We start from the raw sequence: 20,963 nt of genomic DNA on the forward strand, positions 1-20,963 counted from the left end.
TTCCTCCGTGAGCGAACGTTGGAAGTGCTTTTATTTTAGGTGTATCAAGCACTTACGAAAAAAGCAGATTTCCATCATTTCGCAGCAGGTTGCAAAATTTGATTGTCGGACAATCTCCCCCCATTGGCCCAGACATCGAGAAACAATTCCACACGCTCGGCATGATGGGCCACATAAGCTGCCGGACCGGTGGCATCCCCGGAATCAAGAATATTGCGGACTACATCCGCCTTATTCTTACCGGTAATAAGGAAAATAAGATGCTTCGCAGCAAACAAAAGGCAGCCGGTCATGGCTATGCGTTTCTGCCCATTATAAGGATTGACACTCACCTCATAAGGATGAAAGGAAGAAAGCAGATATTCCTGGCCCGGAAAGATAGAGGAAGTATGCCCGTCATCTCCTGCACCGAGCAAAACGACATCGAAAGCAGGAAATCCGCCCAAAAGCGGAACCGTACGGCAAACCAGTGTCGAATAGTTCTTTGCCTCAATCTCCGGGCAGTTCACTCCATAAATAGGGTGAACGTATTCATCGGGCATGCCCACTTCCTCCAACAGCAAACGGCGCATGGTACCATAATTGCTCTCATAATCCTCTGCCTGTACACACCGTTCATCCACCCAGTAAATCCGCATCCGCATCCAAGGAGTCGCCTCCTTGTACTCGTTAGCCCAAATGCTAAACATCAGCGAAGGAGTAGTTCCCCCGCTGAATGCAAAATAAAAGGTCTTTTCCGGCTCACGCTCCATCATCGCAATCAAATGTTCAATCAACGCATGTGCCGTAGCTGTATCCGAATGATAAACATAACTTTTCATAACTCGCAATATTCATCAGTATTAGTCAAATTCTTACACGGATTAGTCCACTCAGCACCATGTTCGCGCATCATCTCTTCACTCTCCAAAGGTCCCCAAGTACCTGCGGGATACCCATATAAAGGAGCATCCGTATGCTCTTTCCAATAACGCAACACGGGATCGAAAAAGCGCCATGAAGCCTCTACCGCGTCGCTGCGGGTAAAGAGTGTAGGGTCACCTTGTATGCAGTCCTCTATCAGACGGGCATAGGCATCACCAGTAGGCAGCCCGCCCAACTGGTCATAACTGAAGTCCATCATCACCTGCTTCACGTCAAATCCGGGTCCGGGAGTCTTCATGCCGAATTTCAATACAATGCCTTCATTGGGTTGCAGGCGCAGAATCAGCTTATTCGCACGAGGACAGTGTCCACCCTCGCAATGGAACATCTGATGAGGCGTCTCACGAAAATGTACAACAATTTCAGTCACCTTTGTCGGCATCTGTTTGCCGGTACGGATATAGAAAGGAACCCCCTTCCACCGCCAATTGTCGATACCGATTTTCATGGCAATATACGTTTCGGTACGCGAATCGGGTGCCACGTTCTTCTCTTCTCTATACCCGGCTTTCGAGCCCGAAGCCGTATATTGTCCACGGACAATGTGTTCCTCCAAATCCTCCTCTGTCAAGGGAGCCAATGACTCATAGACCTTCACCACCTCGTTGCGGAAATTATCTGCATTGAAAATGGCAGGCGGCTCCAATGCAGTAAGTGCCACAAGCTGTATGAGATGGTTTTGCACCATATCACGCAAGGCTCCGGCACCTTCATAAAATCCGCCCCGTCCTTCGATACCCAGATTCTCTACGGCTGTAATCTCCACATAGTCTATATAATTACGGTTCCATAACGGTTCGAAGATTCCGTTGGCAAAACGGAAGGCGAGAATGTTCTGCGCCGTTTCCTTACCCAGAAAATGGTCGATACGATAAATCTGATGTTCCTTGAAAACCGAAGCATAAATACGATTCAGCTTTCCGGCCGACTCCAAATCGTAACCGAACGGCTTTTCAACAATGATACGTGTATCAGGACGGTTTAGACCGGCAGCCTTCAAATGCAAGGGAATGACACCGTACAAGGAAGGTGGAGTAGCCAGATAAAACAGCAGGTTATCCGGCTTCTTCTCACCGGTAAACTCCTGTAAGCGTCCATCCAGCAGATGATAGCCTTCGACCTGGGCAGGATCTAATGCCAAGTAATGCAGATGACTGCAAAAATCCTTCATTCTATCTTCCACCTGCTCTTTGGAAGCTACGAACTTACCCAATTCACTCATTATATATTCTTGGTAGCGGGCATCCGTATACTCGGTACGCCCTATCCCCAAAATGGTGAATCCTTCCGGCAACCGCCCGCCATTATATAAAGTATAGAGTGCCGGCATCAGTTTACGCTTCGTCAAGTCGCCCGAAGCGCCGAATATAACAATCACTAGTTTCTTCATTATCCGCTTCCCTTTCTCACACATTGTACGTACCCGATTTCGTGTCTCCTCCGTGTCCCGTCCAATTTTCATGGAAAAACTGTCCACGCAACTCGTCTGTCCTTTCAAAGGCATGTGCACCAAAATAGTCACGTTGCGCCTGAATCATATTGGCAGGCAACTTGACAGACACCAGGGAATAGAAATAATTCAAGGCAGACGAAAATGCAGGCACCGGAAGTTCCTCTTTCATGGATTGTGCCACCAGATGTTTCCAGCCGGAAAGCAACAGCTGCATTTCATTTTTGAAATAAGGAGCCAACAGCAGATGTTTGGGCTTGTCTTTTGCCTCGAAAGCCGTAGCTATGTCGTTTAGGAAAATACTACGGATGATGCAGCCGCCCCGCCACATGCGTGCGATGGATGCCAAATCGAGGTTCCAGGCAAAAGCGTCGGATGCACGCTGCAACACGGCGAATCCTTGGGCGTATGACACTAATTTGGAAGCATAGAGTGCGGAATAGATATCCTTCACCATCTCCGACTTGTTGTACACCGCCTGCGAGCGTCGGCATACAAATTGCTTGGAAGCCGTTTCGCGCAGACCTTTCTGTACCGATAAACTACGTTCGAACACAGCCGTAGCAATCAGCCCCAACGGCATGCCCAGCTCCATTGCATTAATGACAGACCACTTACCCGTACCTTTCTGTCCGGCGGTATCCAATATCTTGTCTATCAAGTAACCTCCCGATCTGTCCTTATGACGCAGTATATTGGCAGTAATTTCAATGAGATAGCTACGCAACTTACCCTCATTCCAATCAGCAAAGATTTCCGCCATCTGTCCATTGTCCAACCCCAGCAGATTCTTCATCACCCAATAAGCTTCGGCAATGAGCTGCATATCTCCATATTCGATACCGTTATGTATCATCTTGACAAAATGACCCGAACCGGCAGGACCAATCCACTGGCAACACGGAGTACCGTCAGATGCTTTTGCCGCAATACTCTGCAGGATAGGTTTCACCTCAGGCCAGGCACTTTCAGAGCCTCCAGGCATGATAGAAGCGCCGTTCAGCGCTCCTTCCTCTCCACCGGAAACTCCGGTTCCCACAAAACGGAAGCCTTTCTTTTCGGCCAATGCCACACGCCGATTAGTGTCCTCATAATTGGAATTACCACCGTCAATCAGGATATCCCCTTCGGACAAATGGGGAAACAGCTGTTCCATCAGCTCATCCACTGCACTGCCGGCACGAACCATCATCATTATTTTGCGAGGTGTGGCAATGGAAGTTACGAATTCGGCTATGTCTGTATAGCCTTCAATGCTTTTCCCTTTGGCGCGGCCGTTCACAAAACGTACCACTACTCCTTCTTCCACTCCCGGAACCGTACGATTATATACCGAAACATTCCATCCCCTATCTGCCATATTGAGAGCCAAATTCTCTCCCATCACGGCTAGACCGACAAGTCCAATGTCTGTTTTATTTAGATTTTCCATATTGATGCAAATTCTATTTTTCCATGGAAACAAAATGCTAATAGCATTTGTTCGTATGAATTACGAAAATAAAATAGTACTTTTGCCAGCGAAAGCCTATTTTTCAACCAGACAGAAAACCAATGCCTATGAAGAACTTCCACATCGGACTATTGCCACGCATCATCATTGCCATTATTTCAGGTATACTTTTTGGAAATTTCCTACCCGCTTCGCTGGTGCGGTTGTTCGTAACATTCAATGCTATTTTCAGTGAATTCCTGAACTTCTGCATTCCCCTCATCATTGTGGGACTGGTCACGATTGCCATTGCCGACATCGGCAAAGGGGCCGGGCGGATGCTGGTGATTACGGCGCTCATCGCTTACGGAGCCACCTTGTTCTCCGGTTTTCTCTCCTACTTCACCGGCATGACAGTATTCCCTTCCCTGATAGCCCCCGGAATACCGTTGGAAAAAATCAGCGAGTCGCAAGGTATCCTTCCCTATTTTTCAGTGGGCATCCCACCGTTGATGAATGTAATGACCGCACTCGTACTTGCCTTCACGCTGGGACTGGGCTTGGCACAACTGAAAAGTGAGGCGCTGAAAAATGCGGCGCGCGATTTTCGAGAAATTATCATCCGCACAATCAGTGCAGTGATATTACCACTGCTTCCCATCTATATTTTCGGTATTTTCCTCAACATGACACACAACGGGCAAGTATTCGGTATCTTGATGGTATTTATTAAGATAATCGGTGTAATCTTCCTGCTTCACATCTTCCTCCTGATATTCCAATATAGCATTGCGGCACTGTTTGTCCACAAAAACCCTCTCAAGCTATTGGGACGGATGATGCCTGCCTACTTCATGGCGCTGGGCACTCAATCCAGTGCCGCCACTATCCCCGTAACGCTGGAACAGACCCGGAAAAACGGTGCCTCTGCCGACATCGCCGGATTCGTCATCCCACTTTGCGCCACAATCCATTTGTCGGGAAGTACATTAAAGATTGTGGCATGTGCCCTGGCACTGATGATAATGCAAGGCATGCCCCATGATTTCTCTCTATTTGCAGGCTTCATCTTCATGCTGGGCATCACTATGGTGGCCGCTCCGGGAGTACCGGGAGGTGCCATCATGGCATCACTGGGCATTCTGCAATCCATGCTGGGCTTTGACGAGTCGGCACAAGCACTGATGATTGCGCTATACATAGCGATGGACAGCTTCGGCACAGCCTGCAATGTTACAGGCGACGGAGCAATTGCATTGATTATCGACAAAGTGATGGGAAAGAAATAGTTTATATTTTGCCATCTCGTGAAAAATAGCGAATATTGCAGTCTGAAAAGACATAATAACAAAAAGCATACATTATGAAGAAAGCTCTTATCTCCGGCATTACCGGGCAGGACGGTTCGTTCCTTGCCGAATTCCTCCTGCAGAAAGGATATGAAGTGCACGGTATCCTGCGTCGCTCTTCCTCCTTCAACACCGGCCGCATTGAGCACCTCTACTTCGATGAATGGGTACGCGACATGAAACAGAAACGTACCATCAATCTGCACTATGGAGACATGACGGACTCCAGTTCTCTGATTCGCATCATCCAGAGTGTGCAACCGGACGAAATATATAATCTTGCCGCCCAAAGCCATGTCAAAGTATCCTTCGACGTACCCGAATATACCGCTGAAACCGATGCTGTAGGCACCCTGCGCATGCTCGAAGCCGTACGCATCCTCGGTATGGAGAAGAAGACACGCATCTACCAGGCCTCCACTTCCGAGCTCTTTGGAAAAGTGCAGGAAGTGCCGCAAAGCGAAACGACCCCGTTCTATCCCCGCAGCCCCTATGGCGTAGCCAAACAGTATGGCTTTTGGATTACAAAAAACTATCGCGAAAGCTATGGCATGTTTGCCGTAAACGGCATACTCTTCAACCACGAGAGCGAACGTCGCGGTGAAACCTTCGTGACAAGAAAAATCACACTGGCGGCCGCCCGCATCGCTCAAGGTCTTCAAGACAAGCTGTATTTAGGCAATCTGGATGCCCGGCGCGACTGGGGGTATGCCAAAGACTACATAGAGTGCATGTGGCTCATCCTACAGCACGACACTCCCGAAGACTTCGTCATTGCCACCGGAGAGATGCATACCGTACGCGAATTTGCGACGCTTGCATTCCGGGAGGCAGGCATCACTCTACGCTGGGAAGAGCAGGGAGTGAACGAGAAAGGTATCGACACACAGACCGGCAAAGTCCTCGTGGAAGTCGACCCAAAATATTTCCGGCCTGCCGAAGTGGAACAGTTACTGGGAGACCCCACCAAAGCAAGAACATTGCTAGGATGGAACCCGAAGCAGACCAGTTTTGAAGAGTTGGTACGCATCATGGTAGAGCACGACATGAAATTCGTGAAAAAGTTGTATTTAAGAAGCAAAGAGCTTTGAATGGCCAAACAAATTTTCAGATAACAATGTTAGACAAAAATGCCAAAATATATGTAGCAGGCCACCGGGGGTTGGTAGGTTCTGCCATCTGGAAGAATCTTCAGGAGAAAGGATATACCAACCTCGTCGGCAAGACCCACAAAGAGCTCGATTTGCTCGACGGAGTTGCCGTACGCCGCTTCTTCGACGAGGAGCAGCCTGAATATGTATTCCTTGCCGCCGCCTTTGTGGGCGGCATCATGGCCAATAATATCTATCGTGCCGATTTTATCTACAAGAACCTGCAGATACAGCAGAATGTCATCGGCGAAAGTTTCCGTCACGGAGTGAAAAAGCTCCTCTTTCTGGGTAGTACCTGCATCTATCCCCGTGACACCGAACAGCCGATGAAGGAAGACGCACTCCTCACCTCTCCGCTGGAATACACCAACGAGCCCTATGCCATTGCCAAAATAGCCGGACTGAAAATGTGCGAAAGCTTCAATCTTCAGTACAGTACGAACTACATTGCCGTGATGCCCACCAACCTTTATGGCCCCAACGACAATTTCGACCTGGAACGCAGCCACGTACTCCCCGCCATGATACGCAAGATACACCTTGCCCACCACCTGAAACAAGGTGACTGGGATGCCGTACGCCACGACATGAACTTGCGTCCGGTGGAAGGCATCAACGGCGACAGCAGCAAAGAGGACATTCTGAATATTCTCCAGAAATACGGCATCAGCGAAGAAGAAGTGAAATTATGGGGTACCGGCACCCCCTTGCGCGAATTCCTCTGGAGCGAGGAGATGGCAGATGCCAGCGTCTTCGTCATGGAACACGTCAACTTCAAGGATACCTTCAAACCGGACGACAAGGAAATCCGCAACTGCCACATCAATATTGGTACGGGAAAAGAAATCACCATCCGCCAATTGGCAGAGCTGATTGTAAACACCGTAGGCTATCAAGGCCGTTTGGCTTTCGATACCTCCAAACCAGATGGAACCATGCGCAAACTGACTGATCCCGGCAAACTACATGCATTGGGCTGGCATCATAAGATTGACATTGAAGAAGGCGTACAACGTATGTACAACTGGTATTTGAAGGGATGATTATCCCTTCGCCTTTTTTCTAAGAAAACTCATAAATCCCCTTTTCAAACGCATGGAGATTCTTTTACAAAAATTCAGACAATTCAACGGACTTACCATATCACGGCCTTCTGAACCTAAATAACTCGGTAGGAAGGCCGTTTATCTCATTCCATAGCAGATACAAACAAAAAATCCGGTGTGTTTGTCCCAGTCCAGTCCTTTAACTACTAACAGAGCGAAGTAACAACTCTCTCTAACTTCTGCAAATGAAAAAGCCGTGTGCATAAAGAGCTATTTTCCTTATAAAAATTTGCTTTCTATATATAAACTCTTATATTTGCACAATCTTCAACTAAATGTGCAATTAATATTATGGAACAAAGTTTTATCACTTATATAGAGAATAGCATAAAGAAAAATTGGGATTTAGATGCTCTGACCGATTACAAGGGAGCAACCCTGCAATATAAGGACGTAGCCCGGAAAATAGAAAAGTTGCATATTATTTTTGAGGCAAGCGGCATCAAGAAAGGCGATAAGATTGCCGTTTGTGGCCGCAACAGTTCCCACTGGGGGGTAACGTTCCTCGCAACATTGACCTACGGTGCGGTAATCGTCCCCATCCTTCACGAATTCAAGGCAGACAATATACACAACATCGTGAACCATTCCGAAGCCAAACTGCTTTTTGTAGGCGATCAGGTTTGGGAGAACCTCAATGAAAGTGCCATGCCGCTACTGGAGGGTATCATGATGATGACAGACTTCTACATCCTTGTCTCCCGTAGCGAAAAGTTGGACTATGCCCGAGAACATCTCAACGAGATGTTCGGCAGGAAATACCCCAAGAACTTCCGCAAGGAACATGTCGGTTACCACAAGGACCAGCCCGACGAACTGGCAGTCATCAACTATACATCCGGTACCACTAGTTATTCCAAAGGAGTGATGCTACCCTACCGCAGCTTGTGGTCAAATACCACTTTCGCTTTCGAAGTATTGCCGCTAAAATCCGGTGACAAGATTGTCTCCATGTTGCCAATGGCGCACATGTACGGACTTGCATTCGAGTTTCTGTATGAATTCGCCGTAGGTTGCCACATCTTCTTCCTCACCCGCATGCCCAGCCCAAAAATTATTTTCCAAGCTTTCACCGAAGTGAGGCCTAACCTGATTGTGGCTGTCCCGCTCATTATCGAAAAGATTATAAAGAAGAGTGTACTGCCCAAGCTGGAAACTCCTGCCATGAAATTGTTACTTAAAGTACCCATCATTAACGACAAGATAAAAGCGACCGTACGTGAACAAATGATACAGGCCTTTGGCGGTAACTTTGCAGAAATAATTGTAGGAGGAGCTGCCTTCAACCAGGAAGTGGAGCAGTTCCTAAAGATGATAGATTTCCCCTATACGGTAGGCTATGGAATGACGGAATGTGGTCCCATCATCTGTTACGAGGATTGGACTCGCTTCAAATCCGGTTCCTGCGGAAAGGCCGCACCGCGCATGGAAGTGAAAATTCTCTCACCCGACCCCGAAAATATTCCGGGAGAAATCGTCTGCCGTGGCCACAATGTAATGTTGGGTTACTACAAGAACGAAGAAGCCACCATGCAGGTACTTGACAAAGACGGCTGGCTGCACACCGGAGACCTTGCCCTAATGGATGCTGAAGGCAACATAACCATCAAGGGACGCAGCAAGAACATGCTCCTCGGCCCAAGCGGTCAGAATATCTACCCGGAAGAAATAGAAGACAAGCTGAACAATATGCCGTATGTGGCCGAAAGCATCATCGTGCAGCAAAATGAGAAACTTGTAGGTCTGGTGTACCCCGACTTCGATGATGCCTTTGCCCATGGTCTGAGCAATGACGACATCGAACGCGTCATGGAAGAAAATCGTGTGGCGCTGAATGCAGAACTGCCCACATACAGCCAAATATTCAAGATGAAAATCTATCCTGAAGAATTTGAAAAAACGCCGAAAAAATCTATCAAGCGCTTCTTATATCAGGAGGCCAAAGAATAACGTAAAAAGGCATTGAACAACAAGCTATCTAACCCTTTCTAAATTATTATCCAAATGGGAAACGAATTATTATTATCCGCCATGCTTCCAATATGCGGAATGGCGGGAGAAGCGTATGGCATGCCGTCTGGGGATGTTGTACCTGCTCCAGAAGAGCAACCGAACATCATTCTGTTCCTAGTGGACGACATGGGATGGCAAGACACCTCCCTCTCCTTTTGGACGCAGCGTACCAAGTACAACGATACGTACCATACTCCTAATATGGAACGAATGGCCACACAAGGCAAAATGTTTACGCAGGCCTATGCATGCAGCATCAGTTCACCTACGCGTGTCAGCCTTTTTACGGGAATGAATGCCGCTAGGCACCGAGTTACCAGTTGGACTCTCCGTAAGAACACTACCCATGAACAACCGGACTCGGTCATGATTTATCCGGAATGGAACGTTAACGGCATTTGTCAAGAGCCGGGCGTGGAACGGACTACACAAGTCACCTCCCTGGCCGAAGTGCTCAAAGCCCACGGCTATCATACCATTCATTGCGGAAAAGCCCACTTCGGTGCTGAAGGCACTCCCGGAGCTGACCCGTTGAAAATGGGGTTTGAGGTGAACATAGCCGGACATGCCGCCGGTTCACCTGCCAGTTACTATGGCCAGGAGAATTTCGGCAATAGAACAGACGGTAGAAGCCCCCTAGCTGCCGTACCCGGTCTGGAGAAATATTATGGCACCGACACTTTCCTAAGTGAAGCCCTTACCATAGAGGCCATGAAGGCACTGGATAATGCACAGCAGACTGACAAGCCGTTCTTTCTATACATGGCACACTATGCCATCCATACCCCTATACAACCTGACATGCGTTTTTACCAGAAATATCTGGACAAAGGCCTTTCTCCGGTAGAAGCTGCCTACGCCACTCTCATTGAGGGCATGGACAAAAGCCTGGGAGACATCATGGACTATCTGGACAAAAACAACCTGACGGAAAACACTATCCTCATCTTCATGTCCGACAATGGCGGCTTGGCGGCCCACACTCGTACCGGACAACTACATGTCCAGAACTATCCGCTCAACAGCGGCAAAGGCTCTGCCTACGAAGGAGGCATACGTGAACCGATGATTGTCCGCTGGCCGGGCATCGTGGCTCCCCAAACCCAATGCGACCATTATCTGATGATAGAGGACTTTTTCCCCACCATCCTTGAGATGGCAGGCGTCGACAACTATACAACTGTACAACAACGCGACGGTATCAGTTTTATGCCGCTGCTCACCGGAAAAGGTGAAATGAAAAAGCGTGATATCTACTGGCATTATCCCAATAGTTGGGGACCTTCCGGTCCGGGCATTGGAGCCACTTGCTCCATCCGTTCGGGCGAGTGGAAACTGGTGTACTATTTCGGTGACGGTAGACGAGAACTTTTCAACATCCCCGCTGACATCAGTGAGAAGCATGATATGGCCCAAGAAAAGCCTGAAGTTGTCAAAGAGCTATCACGAAAACTAAGTAATTACCTCCGGTCTGTGAATGCGCAGCGCCCTCTGTTGCGTGCCACCCGCCAACCAGCTCCCTGGCCGGACGAAATATAAAAAAGTATGAAACGAAACCTTTCACTCCTCCTTATGTCTCTGCTTTTTGCAGGGACAACTCTTGCCCAAGAACATAATCCGGGCAGCGTACAGCCGGACACAATTCAAAAATCCTCCGAAAATACTTTCCGAAAACAACGCTCTTCACGAACAGACCATGGCCCGGTAGGTATCAATATCTCCCTATGGAAAAACATCTCTACACAGCGGACTGATACCGTAGGAAGCACTTGCTTCAATCTTGGTGTGTTTTCCTCCATGAACCGTCTGAATGGCCTCGGCATGAATATTCTTGGTAGTGTAACCGGCAGAAATGTAAACGGTATGCAGATGGCAGGTCTGTCAAATATGGTGGGAGGAAGCATGCGAGGCATACAGATAGCGGGAATTACCAACATCAATGGCAACAACCTCATCGGAGTATCCGTCTCGGGACTGGTAGGTATCACCGGAAATCATGCGCAAGGCGTCATCATTTCCGGTCTGGCAAACATCAGTGGGGACTATAATCGCGGTGCCTCCATAGGCGGCTTGTTGAATATCAGCGGAGAAGGTGCTTCCGGTATACACTTTGCCGGACTCGCCAGTATTTCCGGCGGAAATTTCAAAGGTTTTTCAGGAGCCGGCCTGCTAAGTGTAGTCGGTGAAGACTTGAATGGCATGCAAATGTCCGCCTTTGCCAACATCACTGCCGGAGATATTACCGGTGTTCAGGTTTCCGGCCTGGGCAATGTGGTGGGAGGTACAGCCCAAGGATTGCAAATAGGTGCTGCCAATATGGCTATACGTGCCCAAGGGCTTCAAATAGGGCTATTCAACTACTACAAAGAAAAATTAGACGGTTTCCAATTGGGATTAGTCAATGCCAATCCCCAAACGAAAGTTCAACTGATGTTGTTTGGTGGTAATGCCACCAAGCTGAATGTGGGTACCCGTTTCAAGAACCGGCTCTTCTATACCATCCTCGGTGGCGGTACCCATTATCTGGATTTTGGCGACAAGTTTTCCGCTGCCCTCTTCTACCGTGCCGGTCTTGAATTACCGCTCTACAAACAGCTGTTCATCAGCGGAGATTTGGGATACCAACATATAGAAACCTTCAAAAACAAAAACTACGGCATTCCGGCACGTCTCTATGCCCTCCAAGCACGTGTCAATCTAGAATACCACCTGACCGACCGCTTTGGCTTATTCCTCACCGGCGGTTATGGCGGCAGCCGCTACTACACCCAAGGGAAAACCTATGACAAAGGCATCATTGTGGAGGGCGGAGCAACGATACTGAAATTATAAGAGATAGGGATAAAGGGATAAGGATTAGGGGTAAACGATGAACAGCAAGCCCTCATCCTTAATCCCCCAATTATTGTTTCTCCTTAATCAGCCCCGTCCTATATGCCACCAGCAACTTCATCAAATCCTGAATCTGCGTAACAAGTTCACTCCCCTTGTCCGTATCCTTTACCATCATACGCTGCGAATTGAATTCGACAACCAGTGTTGTAGACTTTATGTCCTGCCCTTCTTCAATAGCTTTCTGACGACTTTGAAACGGTTCATGCTGTACCAGCTGTAAGCCGTGGGAATGATATACCAGCGTATATCCCGCAATTCCCGTTTCCGGCTGATAGGCTTTTGAGAAACCACCGTCAATCACCAGCAGCTTACCATCCGCTTTGATAGGTTTTTCGCCCTTAATGGTCTTTACCGGCACATGCCCGTTGATGATATGCGAGTGTGATCCCGGCCTCACACCGAACTCTTCAAGAATGCGGTCACACACCGCTGCCTCATTGCGTAGGGCATAGTAATGTCCTTTCGTCTCTTTATGCAATGTTGTGTCGGCCACAAAATAGCGTTCAAAAGTAGCCATCTTATCTTTATCGAAGGAAGGGGCATCCGGTCCGCACCACATGTACCATACATAATCCAGTGCAAACTGTTTCTCTTCCGAACCATCCTCGTCAAAATAAGCGGTACGTATCAGCTGGTCGGTCTTTTGCAGCAACTTGTACCCCCAATATTCCTTTTTGCCGATGTGAACATGCTTGAAACTTCCATCTGCATTCAGAGGCACGGAAGCGTGATAAAGTAGATTACTGTTACACACCAGATACATGCCGCCATACGTAAACAAGCAACGCATGTGCTTCTTCATTTTCTCACTGTTCATGAAAGAAGAATGAATCCGGTGCACCAATTCGCGCTCTTCGTCCGACAGCCGATACGGATCCGCCGGGTCTATGGTAGGAAAATTCACATCGCGCAATGGATACTCCTTGCCTTCGTATACAAACACGCCACGCTCGAAGTCCACCAGATGCAGCAGTTTCCGGTTCTCCATACCGAATTCAGGACGACGGCTGATGATTTCCGCTTCCAATTTCAACTGGATAACCGTAATCGCCTTGTGCATCTGTGTAATCAGCCGTAAGGTCTTCTCATTGTATTCCGCATCGGCAAAGTTCATTTTCGGTGCGAAAATGGTACAAGGGTCATCCGCATAGGTATCCATGGCAAACGTCGCAAGCGGCAACAGATTGATGCCATAACCATCCTCCAGCGTTGCCAAATTGGCATAACGCATCGACATACGGATTACGTTGGCAATACAGGCATCATTACCCGATGCGGCACCCATCCACAGAATATCGTGGTTACCCCATTGAATATCGAAATTATGATAATCGCAGAGAGTATCCATGATAATATGCGCACCCGGTCCGCGGTCGTATATATCGCCCACGATATGCAGCGAGTCGATGGTCAGACGCTGGATAAGGTTGCACATCGCCACAATAAAGTCATCCGCACGCTTCGTAGAGATAATGGTACTGATTATGACATTGATATAGGCATGTTTGTTGGGTTCAATGCTCGATTCGTGCAACAACTCTTGAATGATATATGAGAACTCTGCCGGAAGTGCCTTGCGTACTTTCGAACGGGTATATTTGGACGAAACGTTCTGGCATACTTTTACCAACTGGTTCAGAGTTATCAAATACCAGTCATCCAAGTCTTTTTCCTGCTCCTTGATAAGTTGCAACTTCTCTTCCGGATAATAAATTAACGTACAGATTTCCTTCTTCTCACTTTCGCGCAGTGTATGCCCGAATATTTCGTTCACCTTACGTTTCACTGCCCCCGATGCATTCTTCAGCACATGTTGAAAAGCCTCATACTCGCCATGAATATCCGTCAGAAAATGCTCTGTACCTTTCGGCAGATTCAGAATAGCCTCCAGATTGATGATTTCCGTACTGGCATCAGCAATGGTAGGAAAACTACGTGATAATAATTGCAAATAACGCAAGTCATTAACAATACTTTCCGGAGTTATATTTCCCATAGTTATTTAATTGATAGTTGATAATTGATAATGTCCTTCATTCCCCAGTATCCGTTATCCATTAATGAAAAACATGAGAAGCACTTGGGCTATGATTACCCGTAGAAACATGCACATCGGATAAACCGTAGCGTATGCCACTGACGGATTGTCTCCCGGAATGGTGTCGTTGGCGTAGTTTAGCGCCATGGGGTTTGCCATACTTCCGCACAACATACCTGCCATTGTTCCGAAATCTATCTTCAGCCACTTGAAAGTGACGATACCCATAATCAATACCGGAACCACAGTCAATGCAAAGCCTGTGGCAATCCATAACAGTCCTTCCGGCCGGAATACCGTATCGAAGAAATGGGCACCCGCATCCAGTCCTAGGCAAGCCAGATAAAGAGACAATCCCAATGCACGGAGCATCAGGTTTGCACTGCGCGTAGTATAGGTCACCATGTGCATCCTCGGACCGAATGTCCCGATAAGAATACCTACGATGATAGGACCTCCTGCCAGTCCAAGCCGCACGGGAGCACTGATACCGGGAATGGAAATAGGAATTGCCCCCAAAGCCAAACCTATGACAATGCCGATAAATACCGCCACCAAGTTCGGTTCCTTCAAGCTTTTCACAGCATTTCCCAGCACCTTCTCCACATTTTGTATGGCAGCAGCTTCGCCCACTACGGTCAGGCGGTCACCCAATTGCAAGGTCAGCTCCGCCGTAGCCAGCAGCTGCACGCCGCTACGATAAACCCGGCTAATATTGATACCGTAATGATTACGCAGATGAAGAGAGCCCAACTTCTTGCCGTTCAGTTCCGGACGCGTCACCACGATACGTTGCGAAATCAACTGGCTATCTATAGCATTCCAGTCTATATCTTCCTTGTTCCAATCGGTATTCTCCTGCTCGCCGAAAAGCACGGTCAGGGCTGGCGTATTTTTCTCCGAGGTAATCACCAGCAGACGGTCACCTTCCTTTATAATCTTTTCCGAAATAGGTATACTCACATTCCCATCCCGCCACAAGCGGGAAATCACGAACTTCGGATAACTGTTCAGCCCGCCTATTTCCTTGATACTCTTGTTAAAGATGGCAGGATTGTGCACCTGGAACGCAACAATGTAAGGCTTGTTCACGTCATCCTTCTCTTTCAATTCCAAGTCTTCCTTATGTGCCAGCGTCTTACGGATGAACAGTAGGGCTAGAATAACTCCTACCACTCCCAACGGATATGCTACCGCACACCCCAAAGCAGGCGTACTGGTCTCCAATCCCATCTGTTTCAATGTCTGCTGTGCCGCACCGAGTGCCGGTGTGTTTGTCGTGGCACCACAAAGTATGCCCACCATGTCCGGCAAGGATACTCCCAATCCATAGCTGCCCAATACAGTCAGCAGTGTGCCGATGAATACTACCCCTGCAGCAAGCATATTCAATTGTACCCCTCCTTTACGGAAAGAGCTAAAAAAGCCCGGTCCCACCTGCAAACCCAAGGCATATACAAATATCACCAGCCCGAAGCTTTCCGCATAATTCAGCATCTGCGGGTCTATGGACAACCCGAAATGCCCGGCAATGATGCCGGCAAAGAATACAAACGTCACTCCCAATGAAATGCCACAAACATGTATCTTCCCCAATCCCAATCCGATAGCGGAAATCAGCGAGAGTACCACAACCGCCTGCAAGGCGGAGTGCTCAACAAATAAACTATATAGCCAATCCAATGTGCATTCTATTTTACAGTTTCAGGCTGCAAAGATAGTGCAAACGAAATGCAAAATAAAATGAACTCATTCATTTTTTATACGAAAGTACAGAGTCAGTAGCAAATCAGTGGGGATAAGCATATAGATTTGCGATACGGAACAGAAAGAACTTCTTGTCGGCTACACCTCTCAAATTAGCGCAGAATAGTTTGATTTTAGCATTGAATGACTCAGCCATGGCATCGGATAATCAATCAATGACGCGACTGACTTTAGAGAAAGCCGCACGGACAATCTTACGCATTGAATCAGAAAGGTCAAGTGTGGCTTTTAGTACCCGCTACGACGGTCACTAAAGTTCGCTCTCTCAGGCATTGCGGTTGGTTGCAAAAGTGTAAATGTCACCATTGAACAGCGACGATTCGTCTATTGTCAGGCGAGACCCTATATTGCCGATGAACAGAAACCACTCGTCAACGCATTCAAGCTGATTCTAGGCGCGATAACCGCCGAGTACCTCCTTGTATTGTTTCTCAAACAGGTGGCAGTCTATATGATAGAACTCCTCAAACGTACGCCAGGTTACCGGTGACGTCTCCATACGTCTCTTTTAAAAAAGCGGTGGAGAGCATAAAAAATTCCGTCCACCGCTTTTTCATTGTTTATCCTAAATCCAATCTTTCTACTTTACAGCTGCAATAGCTTTATCATAGTCTGGTTCTTGTGTAATTTCAGGTACCAATTCCGTATAGGCAATCTTTCCATCCTTGCCGATAACCACTACCGAACGCGCCAACAGACCGGCAAGCGGTCCGTCCGCCATACGTACCCCGTAATTTTCATCAAAATCGGAAAAACGGAAATCAGACAAAGGAATCACATTCTCAATACCTTCCGTTGTACAGAAACGCGCATGTGCGAAAGGCAAATCCTTGGAGATTGCCAGCACCACGGTATCAGACAGGCCGGCAGCCAGTTTATTGAACTTACGTACAGAAGTAGCGCACACACCAGTGTCAAGGCTGGGGAAAATATTCAAGATAACATTCTTCCCGTTCAGTTCCTTCAAAGAGAATGAAGACAAATCTGTTTTTACCAATTCGAAATCGGGGGCAACAGAGCCCACCTTTATAAATTCACCGATAACCTTTACCGGTTGTCCTTTAAATTTTGTTGTAGCCATAGTTTTATCAAATTATATGTATACACAACAAATTACATACAGAAAAAGTTCATCCGAAGCATGTCAAAAGGAATCCCGCCTGTGACATTTTCATCTAGCCAGATTGCTCAATATCGTCTCAGAAAACGGAACATCGTAGTCCGTGACACTCCCATCTGCCGGGCAAGTTCGGCACACGACTCTCCTCTTTGGTGCTCCCTCACAAGTTTCCTCTTGTTCGCATAGAGTATCTTCATTTTGGGCGTGTCTCCTTTCTTCCTGCCCAGATGCTTTCCCTCCTTCCTCCGTCGTTCCAGCGCTTCTTTGGTACGCATGGAAATCAGATTACGCTCTATCTCGGCCATCAGTCCAAAAGCAAAGCCCAGCACTTTGCTATTGATGTCATTCTGAAATACATACCCCTCTTTGGTACTGTACAACACCACTCCCCTTTTGATGCAAGAGTTAAGAATGGTCATTATCTCCAGCAGTGTCCGGCTAAGCCGCGAAATCTCCGTTATAATCAAGGAGTCTCCCGGTTTCATCCGGTCCAACAAGCCCGCCAGTTTACGCTCTTTGCTACTCACTTTTCCGCTGACCGTCTCCGTGTACCATCTGTCGATGCTCAACCCTTTCTTTTCCGCGAAGCGTATAATTTCCTCGCGTTGATTCTCTAGAAACTGTTTTTCTGTACTTACTCTTAAATAAGCTACTACTGCCATAATTGATAAACGTTTATTGGTTATTATTCACCACCAAAGAACGGTTATTCAAGCAAGAGTGGCAACACACAACTATGACTCTATATCACAGAGAATCACATTATGAACATCCCCCGAAGTCAAGAAAGACTTCTCGGTAAGCATCTCAAATATGCCTACAAACAAAAAAAACAGCCTTACTGAAGCTGTTTTCTAAAATTAGTTCATAAAAAATTGATACTATGTAGATTTCATCGTATACTCTTCTTCATTTCATCCACAATGTATCTCACATCCTCCTCCGTCACGTAAGGACCACTCGGCAAGCAAAGACCACACTTAAACAAACTCTCACTGACACCATTTACATAAGAAGGACTCTGAGCATAAACCGGTTGAAGATGCATAGGCTTCCATAAGGGACGGCTCTCGATACCGGCTCTGTCCAAGCAAATACGCATGGCTTCCACATTACGATTGGGTTCACAAGAAGTATGGGCGCTAACCGACTCATGCGTAACACCCGCAGCACCACCTACGGCACCTTTCACAGTCTCACGGTAGGCATCCTCCTCATCCCTCACATGCAGATTCTCGTCAAGCAGTACCGTGTTCAACCAATAATTGCTGTCATAACACTCCGAAGGATTCTCATGAAGCGTGATTCCCTCCACATCGGCCAACAGCTCACGATACAGACCGCACAGATGCTTATGGTGCGCTATATGCTCATCCACCACCGTCATCTGACCGCGGCCGATTCCCGCACAAATGTTACTCATCCTATAATTATAGCCTATACGCTCATGCTGGTAGTAGGGATAGGACTCACGGGCCTGAGTAGCATAGAACATTATCTCACGCTTGGACTCTTCATCAGGGCAAATCAAAGCACCGCCACCACTGGTCGTTATCATCTTGTTGCCATTGAAGGAAAGCACGCCATATCTGCCAAAAGTTCCGAGGACTTGCCCGTCAAACTTGCTTCCAAAACCTTCGGCGGCGTCCTCAATTACCGGAATATCATATTTATCTGCCACCGACATGATTTGATCTATCTTGTAGGGCATTCCATATAAAGCCACCGGAACAATCGCTTTGGGTTTCCGACCCGTCTTATTGATACGGTCTTGAATCGCTGCCTCCAAAAGTACAGGATCCATATTCCAGGTATCCTCCTCGCTGTCCACAAATACGGGTGTAGCACCGAGATACGTCACTGGATGACTTGAGGCACAAAATGTAAAACTCTGTACTATCACTTCATCACCCTGCCCCACTCCACAGGCCAGCAGAGCCAGGTGCACCGCTGCCGTACCGGCACTCAATGCGACCACTTTCTTGTTCTGACCAGCAAAATGTTCCAGTTCCTGCTCAAAGGCATTCACGTTCGGACCGAGTGGAACCACCCAATTTGTGTCAAAGGCTTCCTGTATGAAGCCCATCTCCTTGCCGCTCATATGAGCAAGGCAAAGATAAATTCTCTTATCCATAAAATTACGTGATTTACAAAACTATATTCTTGATAATCTTACACCTATTCCCTACAGCCAACACACCATCCGGAATATCCTTTGTAACAACGGAACCGGCACCTATAATACTCCACTTCCCTATCTTAACACCCGGAATAACAACACTGCCGGCACCAATCCATGTCCCCTCGCCAACTTGCACATTGCCACAAAGCGTACAATGGGGAGAAATATGCACATAATCAGCAATCAGACATTCATGATCCACCGAAGCACCGGTATTGATAATACAATGGCTGCCAATACAAGCATCCGACTGCACAATTGCTCCCTGCATAACTACCGAGCCTTCTCTTATCTCAGCTTCTTCAGATATAATTGCAGAAGAATGAAAAGCCTTGCCATATTCCACCTTCAACTCCTTGGCAATCTTCCTGCGAATGCCATTATTCCCGATACTGATTATCAATGGTCCGCAGACCTTCGACGGGCGTAATACGGGATAGTCAAAAAGATGATGGACTTTCTCATTATCATCAAATAATGCTTCAATCGGTTCATGATTAGCACGTAATATATCAATGATCACTTTGGCATGACCACTGGCACCATATAAATACATTTTCTGATATTAGTTATTTCCAGTAAAAACTTCCATCGTAGCCGAAGTATCAGAGCTGATACCTTCCCTTATAAATACCTTTCTTATCGTCATAAAAACAATTTTCAAATCAAGTAGAAAAGAACAATGATCTACATACCACACATCCAATTCAAATTTCTTAGACCAAGAAATGGTGTTGCGCCCATTTACCTGAGCCCAGCCCGTAATCCCCGGACGGACTTCATGACGACGGGCTTGCTCTTTACTATAAAGCGGTAAGTATTGAGGCAATAAAGGACGGGGACCTATCAAAGCCATATTTCCTTTCAAGACATTAAGTAATTGTGGAAGCTCATCAATCGAAGTAGAACGTACAAAACTTCCAACTTTTGTCAAACGTACGGCATCTGGCAACAAATTACCCTCCGCATCCCGTTCATCCGTCATGGTTTTAAACTTTATAACCCGAAAGATTTTTCCATCCTTTCCCGGACGCTCCTGAGTAAAGAATACTCCGGCACCCTTATTGGCAAAATACAACCAAAGGGCAACGAGAAGCAGTATCGGCCAAATCAAAGCCAACACACAAAACACGAGAATGAAGTCAATCACCCTCTTAAAAAAATGAGAATACATGGTCAAAAAAATAAGATTGTGTGCGAAAGATTACCCCCAATTATCTGCTATATCATGAGATACTAAATCTTGTTTTTCGTCAACATAATCCTTCAATAAGGAGATTATATCATTGTTTTTGAGGGTAATCAAACCTTGTGGTCCTCGTTTGGGATAGATATATAAAAAAGTAATCTCTTCTCTTTGTTTATGAACTAAATAAATAAGTCTGAAACCCTCTTTTTTACTTAGCTTCTGTCCGCTATTGGGCACTCTAAATTTGATAATAGTAAAATTATCTTCATTAAGTAAACGTCCTTTTTTCCGCATACAATTACTATGTCGACTGTAAAACAACCGATTACAAAGTTCTTAGTACGCGA

17 protein-coding genes are annotated in these 20,963 nt (G+C 47.0%); 6 read left to right on the top strand and 11 right to left on the bottom strand.

Features of this window, described 5'->3' with window-relative positions; translation table 11 throughout:
• Positions 1–74 precede the first annotated feature (74 nt).
• The 3 genes from pgl to gnd are packed head-to-tail and all read right to left on the bottom strand — an operon-like array spanning position 75 to position 3,806.
• Entirely contained in the window at positions 75–821 is a 747-nt protein-coding gene (gene pgl, locus M1B78_RS08270; RefSeq protein WP_257940393.1) for a 6-phosphogluconolactonase, read from the bottom strand.
• Positions 818–2,314 carry a glucose-6-phosphate dehydrogenase gene (zwf, locus tag M1B78_RS08275; protein ID WP_257940394.1) on the bottom strand — a complete coding sequence of 499 codons (1,497 nt, stop codon included), beginning with the start codon at positions 2,312–2,314 and terminating at the stop codon, positions 818–820. Before zwf ends, pgl begins: the two co-directional genes overlap by 4 nt.
• Positions 2,315–2,330: 16 nt before the next feature.
• Positions 2,331–3,806, bottom strand: a complete 1,476-nt coding sequence (gene gnd, locus M1B78_RS08280; RefSeq protein WP_136009355.1) for a decarboxylating NADP(+)-dependent phosphogluconate dehydrogenase — start codon at positions 3,804–3,806, stop codon at positions 2,331–2,333.
• Positions 3,807–3,934: 128 nt separating this feature from the next.
• Here gnd and M1B78_RS08285 point away from each other — a divergent pair, with 128 nt between their 5' ends.
• The 6 genes from M1B78_RS08285 to M1B78_RS08310 all read left to right on the top strand — a co-directional run bounded on the left by M1B78_RS08285 (position 3,935) and on the right by M1B78_RS08310 (position 12,257).
• A complete protein-coding gene (locus M1B78_RS08285; protein ID WP_257940395.1) occupies positions 3,935–5,095 on the top strand; it encodes a dicarboxylate/amino acid:cation symporter in 1,161 nt (386 codons plus the stop codon).
• A 74-nt stretch (positions 5,096–5,169) separates the two neighbouring features.
• A complete protein-coding gene (gmd, locus tag M1B78_RS08290; protein WP_257931162.1) occupies positions 5,170–6,246 on the top strand; it encodes a GDP-mannose 4,6-dehydratase in 1,077 nt (358 codons plus the stop codon).
• 26 nt (positions 6,247–6,272) lie between these two features.
• Entirely contained in the window at positions 6,273–7,349 is a 1,077-nt protein-coding gene (locus M1B78_RS08295; RefSeq protein ID WP_257931161.1) for a GDP-L-fucose synthase family protein, read from the top strand.
• A gap of 354 nt (positions 7,350–7,703) precedes the next feature.
• On the top strand, positions 7,704–9,362 hold the full coding sequence (locus M1B78_RS08300) for a long-chain fatty acid--CoA ligase (RefSeq protein ID WP_257940396.1): 1,659 nt from the start codon (positions 7,704–7,706) through the stop codon (positions 9,360–9,362).
• Between the two features lie 54 nt (positions 9,363–9,416).
• Positions 9,417–10,964 (top strand): sulfatase, encoded by a 1,548-nt coding sequence (locus M1B78_RS08305; RefSeq protein ID WP_257940397.1) that lies wholly within the window; start codon positions 9,417–9,419, stop codon positions 10,962–10,964.
• Positions 10,965–10,970: 6 nt separating this feature from the next.
• A complete protein-coding gene (locus tag M1B78_RS08310; RefSeq protein WP_257940398.1) occupies positions 10,971–12,257 on the top strand; it encodes an LA_2272 family surface repeat-containing protein in 1,287 nt (428 codons plus the stop codon).
• Between the two features lie 70 nt (positions 12,258–12,327).
• On the opposite strand, the gene M1B78_RS08315 is transcribed toward M1B78_RS08310, so the two are convergent.
• The 8 genes from M1B78_RS08315 to M1B78_RS08355 form a co-directional block, all read right to left on the bottom strand.
• A complete protein-coding gene (locus M1B78_RS08315) occupies positions 12,328–14,316 on the bottom strand; it encodes a fructose-1,6-bisphosphatase (RefSeq protein ID WP_257940399.1) in 1,989 nt (662 codons plus the stop codon).
• 54 nt (positions 14,317–14,370) lie between these two features.
• Positions 14,371–16,041 carry a putative transporter gene (locus tag M1B78_RS08320; RefSeq protein ID WP_257940400.1) on the bottom strand — a complete coding sequence of 557 codons (1,671 nt, stop codon included), beginning with the start codon at positions 16,039–16,041 and terminating at the stop codon, positions 14,371–14,373.
• Positions 16,042–16,705: 664 nt separating this feature from the next.
• Positions 16,706–17,206: a thiol peroxidase gene (tpx, locus tag M1B78_RS08330; protein ID WP_136009345.1), complete on the bottom strand. Its 501-nt coding sequence runs from the start codon at positions 17,204–17,206 to the stop codon at positions 16,706–16,708.
• A 107-nt stretch (positions 17,207–17,313) separates the two neighbouring features.
• Positions 17,314–17,907, bottom strand: a complete 594-nt coding sequence (locus tag M1B78_RS08335; RefSeq protein ID WP_136009344.1) for a master DNA invertase Mpi family serine-type recombinase — start codon at positions 17,905–17,907, stop codon at positions 17,314–17,316.
• Positions 17,908–18,137: 230 nt separating this feature from the next.
• Positions 18,138–19,379: a DegT/DnrJ/EryC1/StrS family aminotransferase gene (locus tag M1B78_RS08340; protein ID WP_257940401.1), complete on the bottom strand. Its 1,242-nt coding sequence runs from the start codon at positions 19,377–19,379 to the stop codon at positions 18,138–18,140.
• A 13-nt stretch (positions 19,380–19,392) separates the two neighbouring features.
• Positions 19,393–19,983: an acetyltransferase gene (locus tag M1B78_RS08345; protein ID WP_136009342.1), complete on the bottom strand. Its 591-nt coding sequence runs from the start codon at positions 19,981–19,983 to the stop codon at positions 19,393–19,395.
• A 9-nt stretch (positions 19,984–19,992) separates the two neighbouring features.
• On the bottom strand, positions 19,993–20,601 hold the full coding sequence (locus M1B78_RS08350; RefSeq protein WP_176468296.1) for a sugar transferase: 609 nt from the start codon (positions 20,599–20,601) through the stop codon (positions 19,993–19,995).
• Between the two features lie 30 nt (positions 20,602–20,631).
• Positions 20,632–20,910: a hypothetical protein gene (locus M1B78_RS08355; RefSeq protein ID WP_257940402.1), complete on the bottom strand. Its 279-nt coding sequence runs from the start codon at positions 20,908–20,910 to the stop codon at positions 20,632–20,634.
• Positions 20,911–20,963 lie beyond the last annotated feature (53 nt).

The organism is Bacteroides muris (ex Fokt et al. 2023) (genome assembly GCF_024704895.1).
Classification (GTDB): Bacteria; Bacteroidota; Bacteroidia; order Bacteroidales; family Bacteroidaceae; genus Bacteroides; species Bacteroides muris.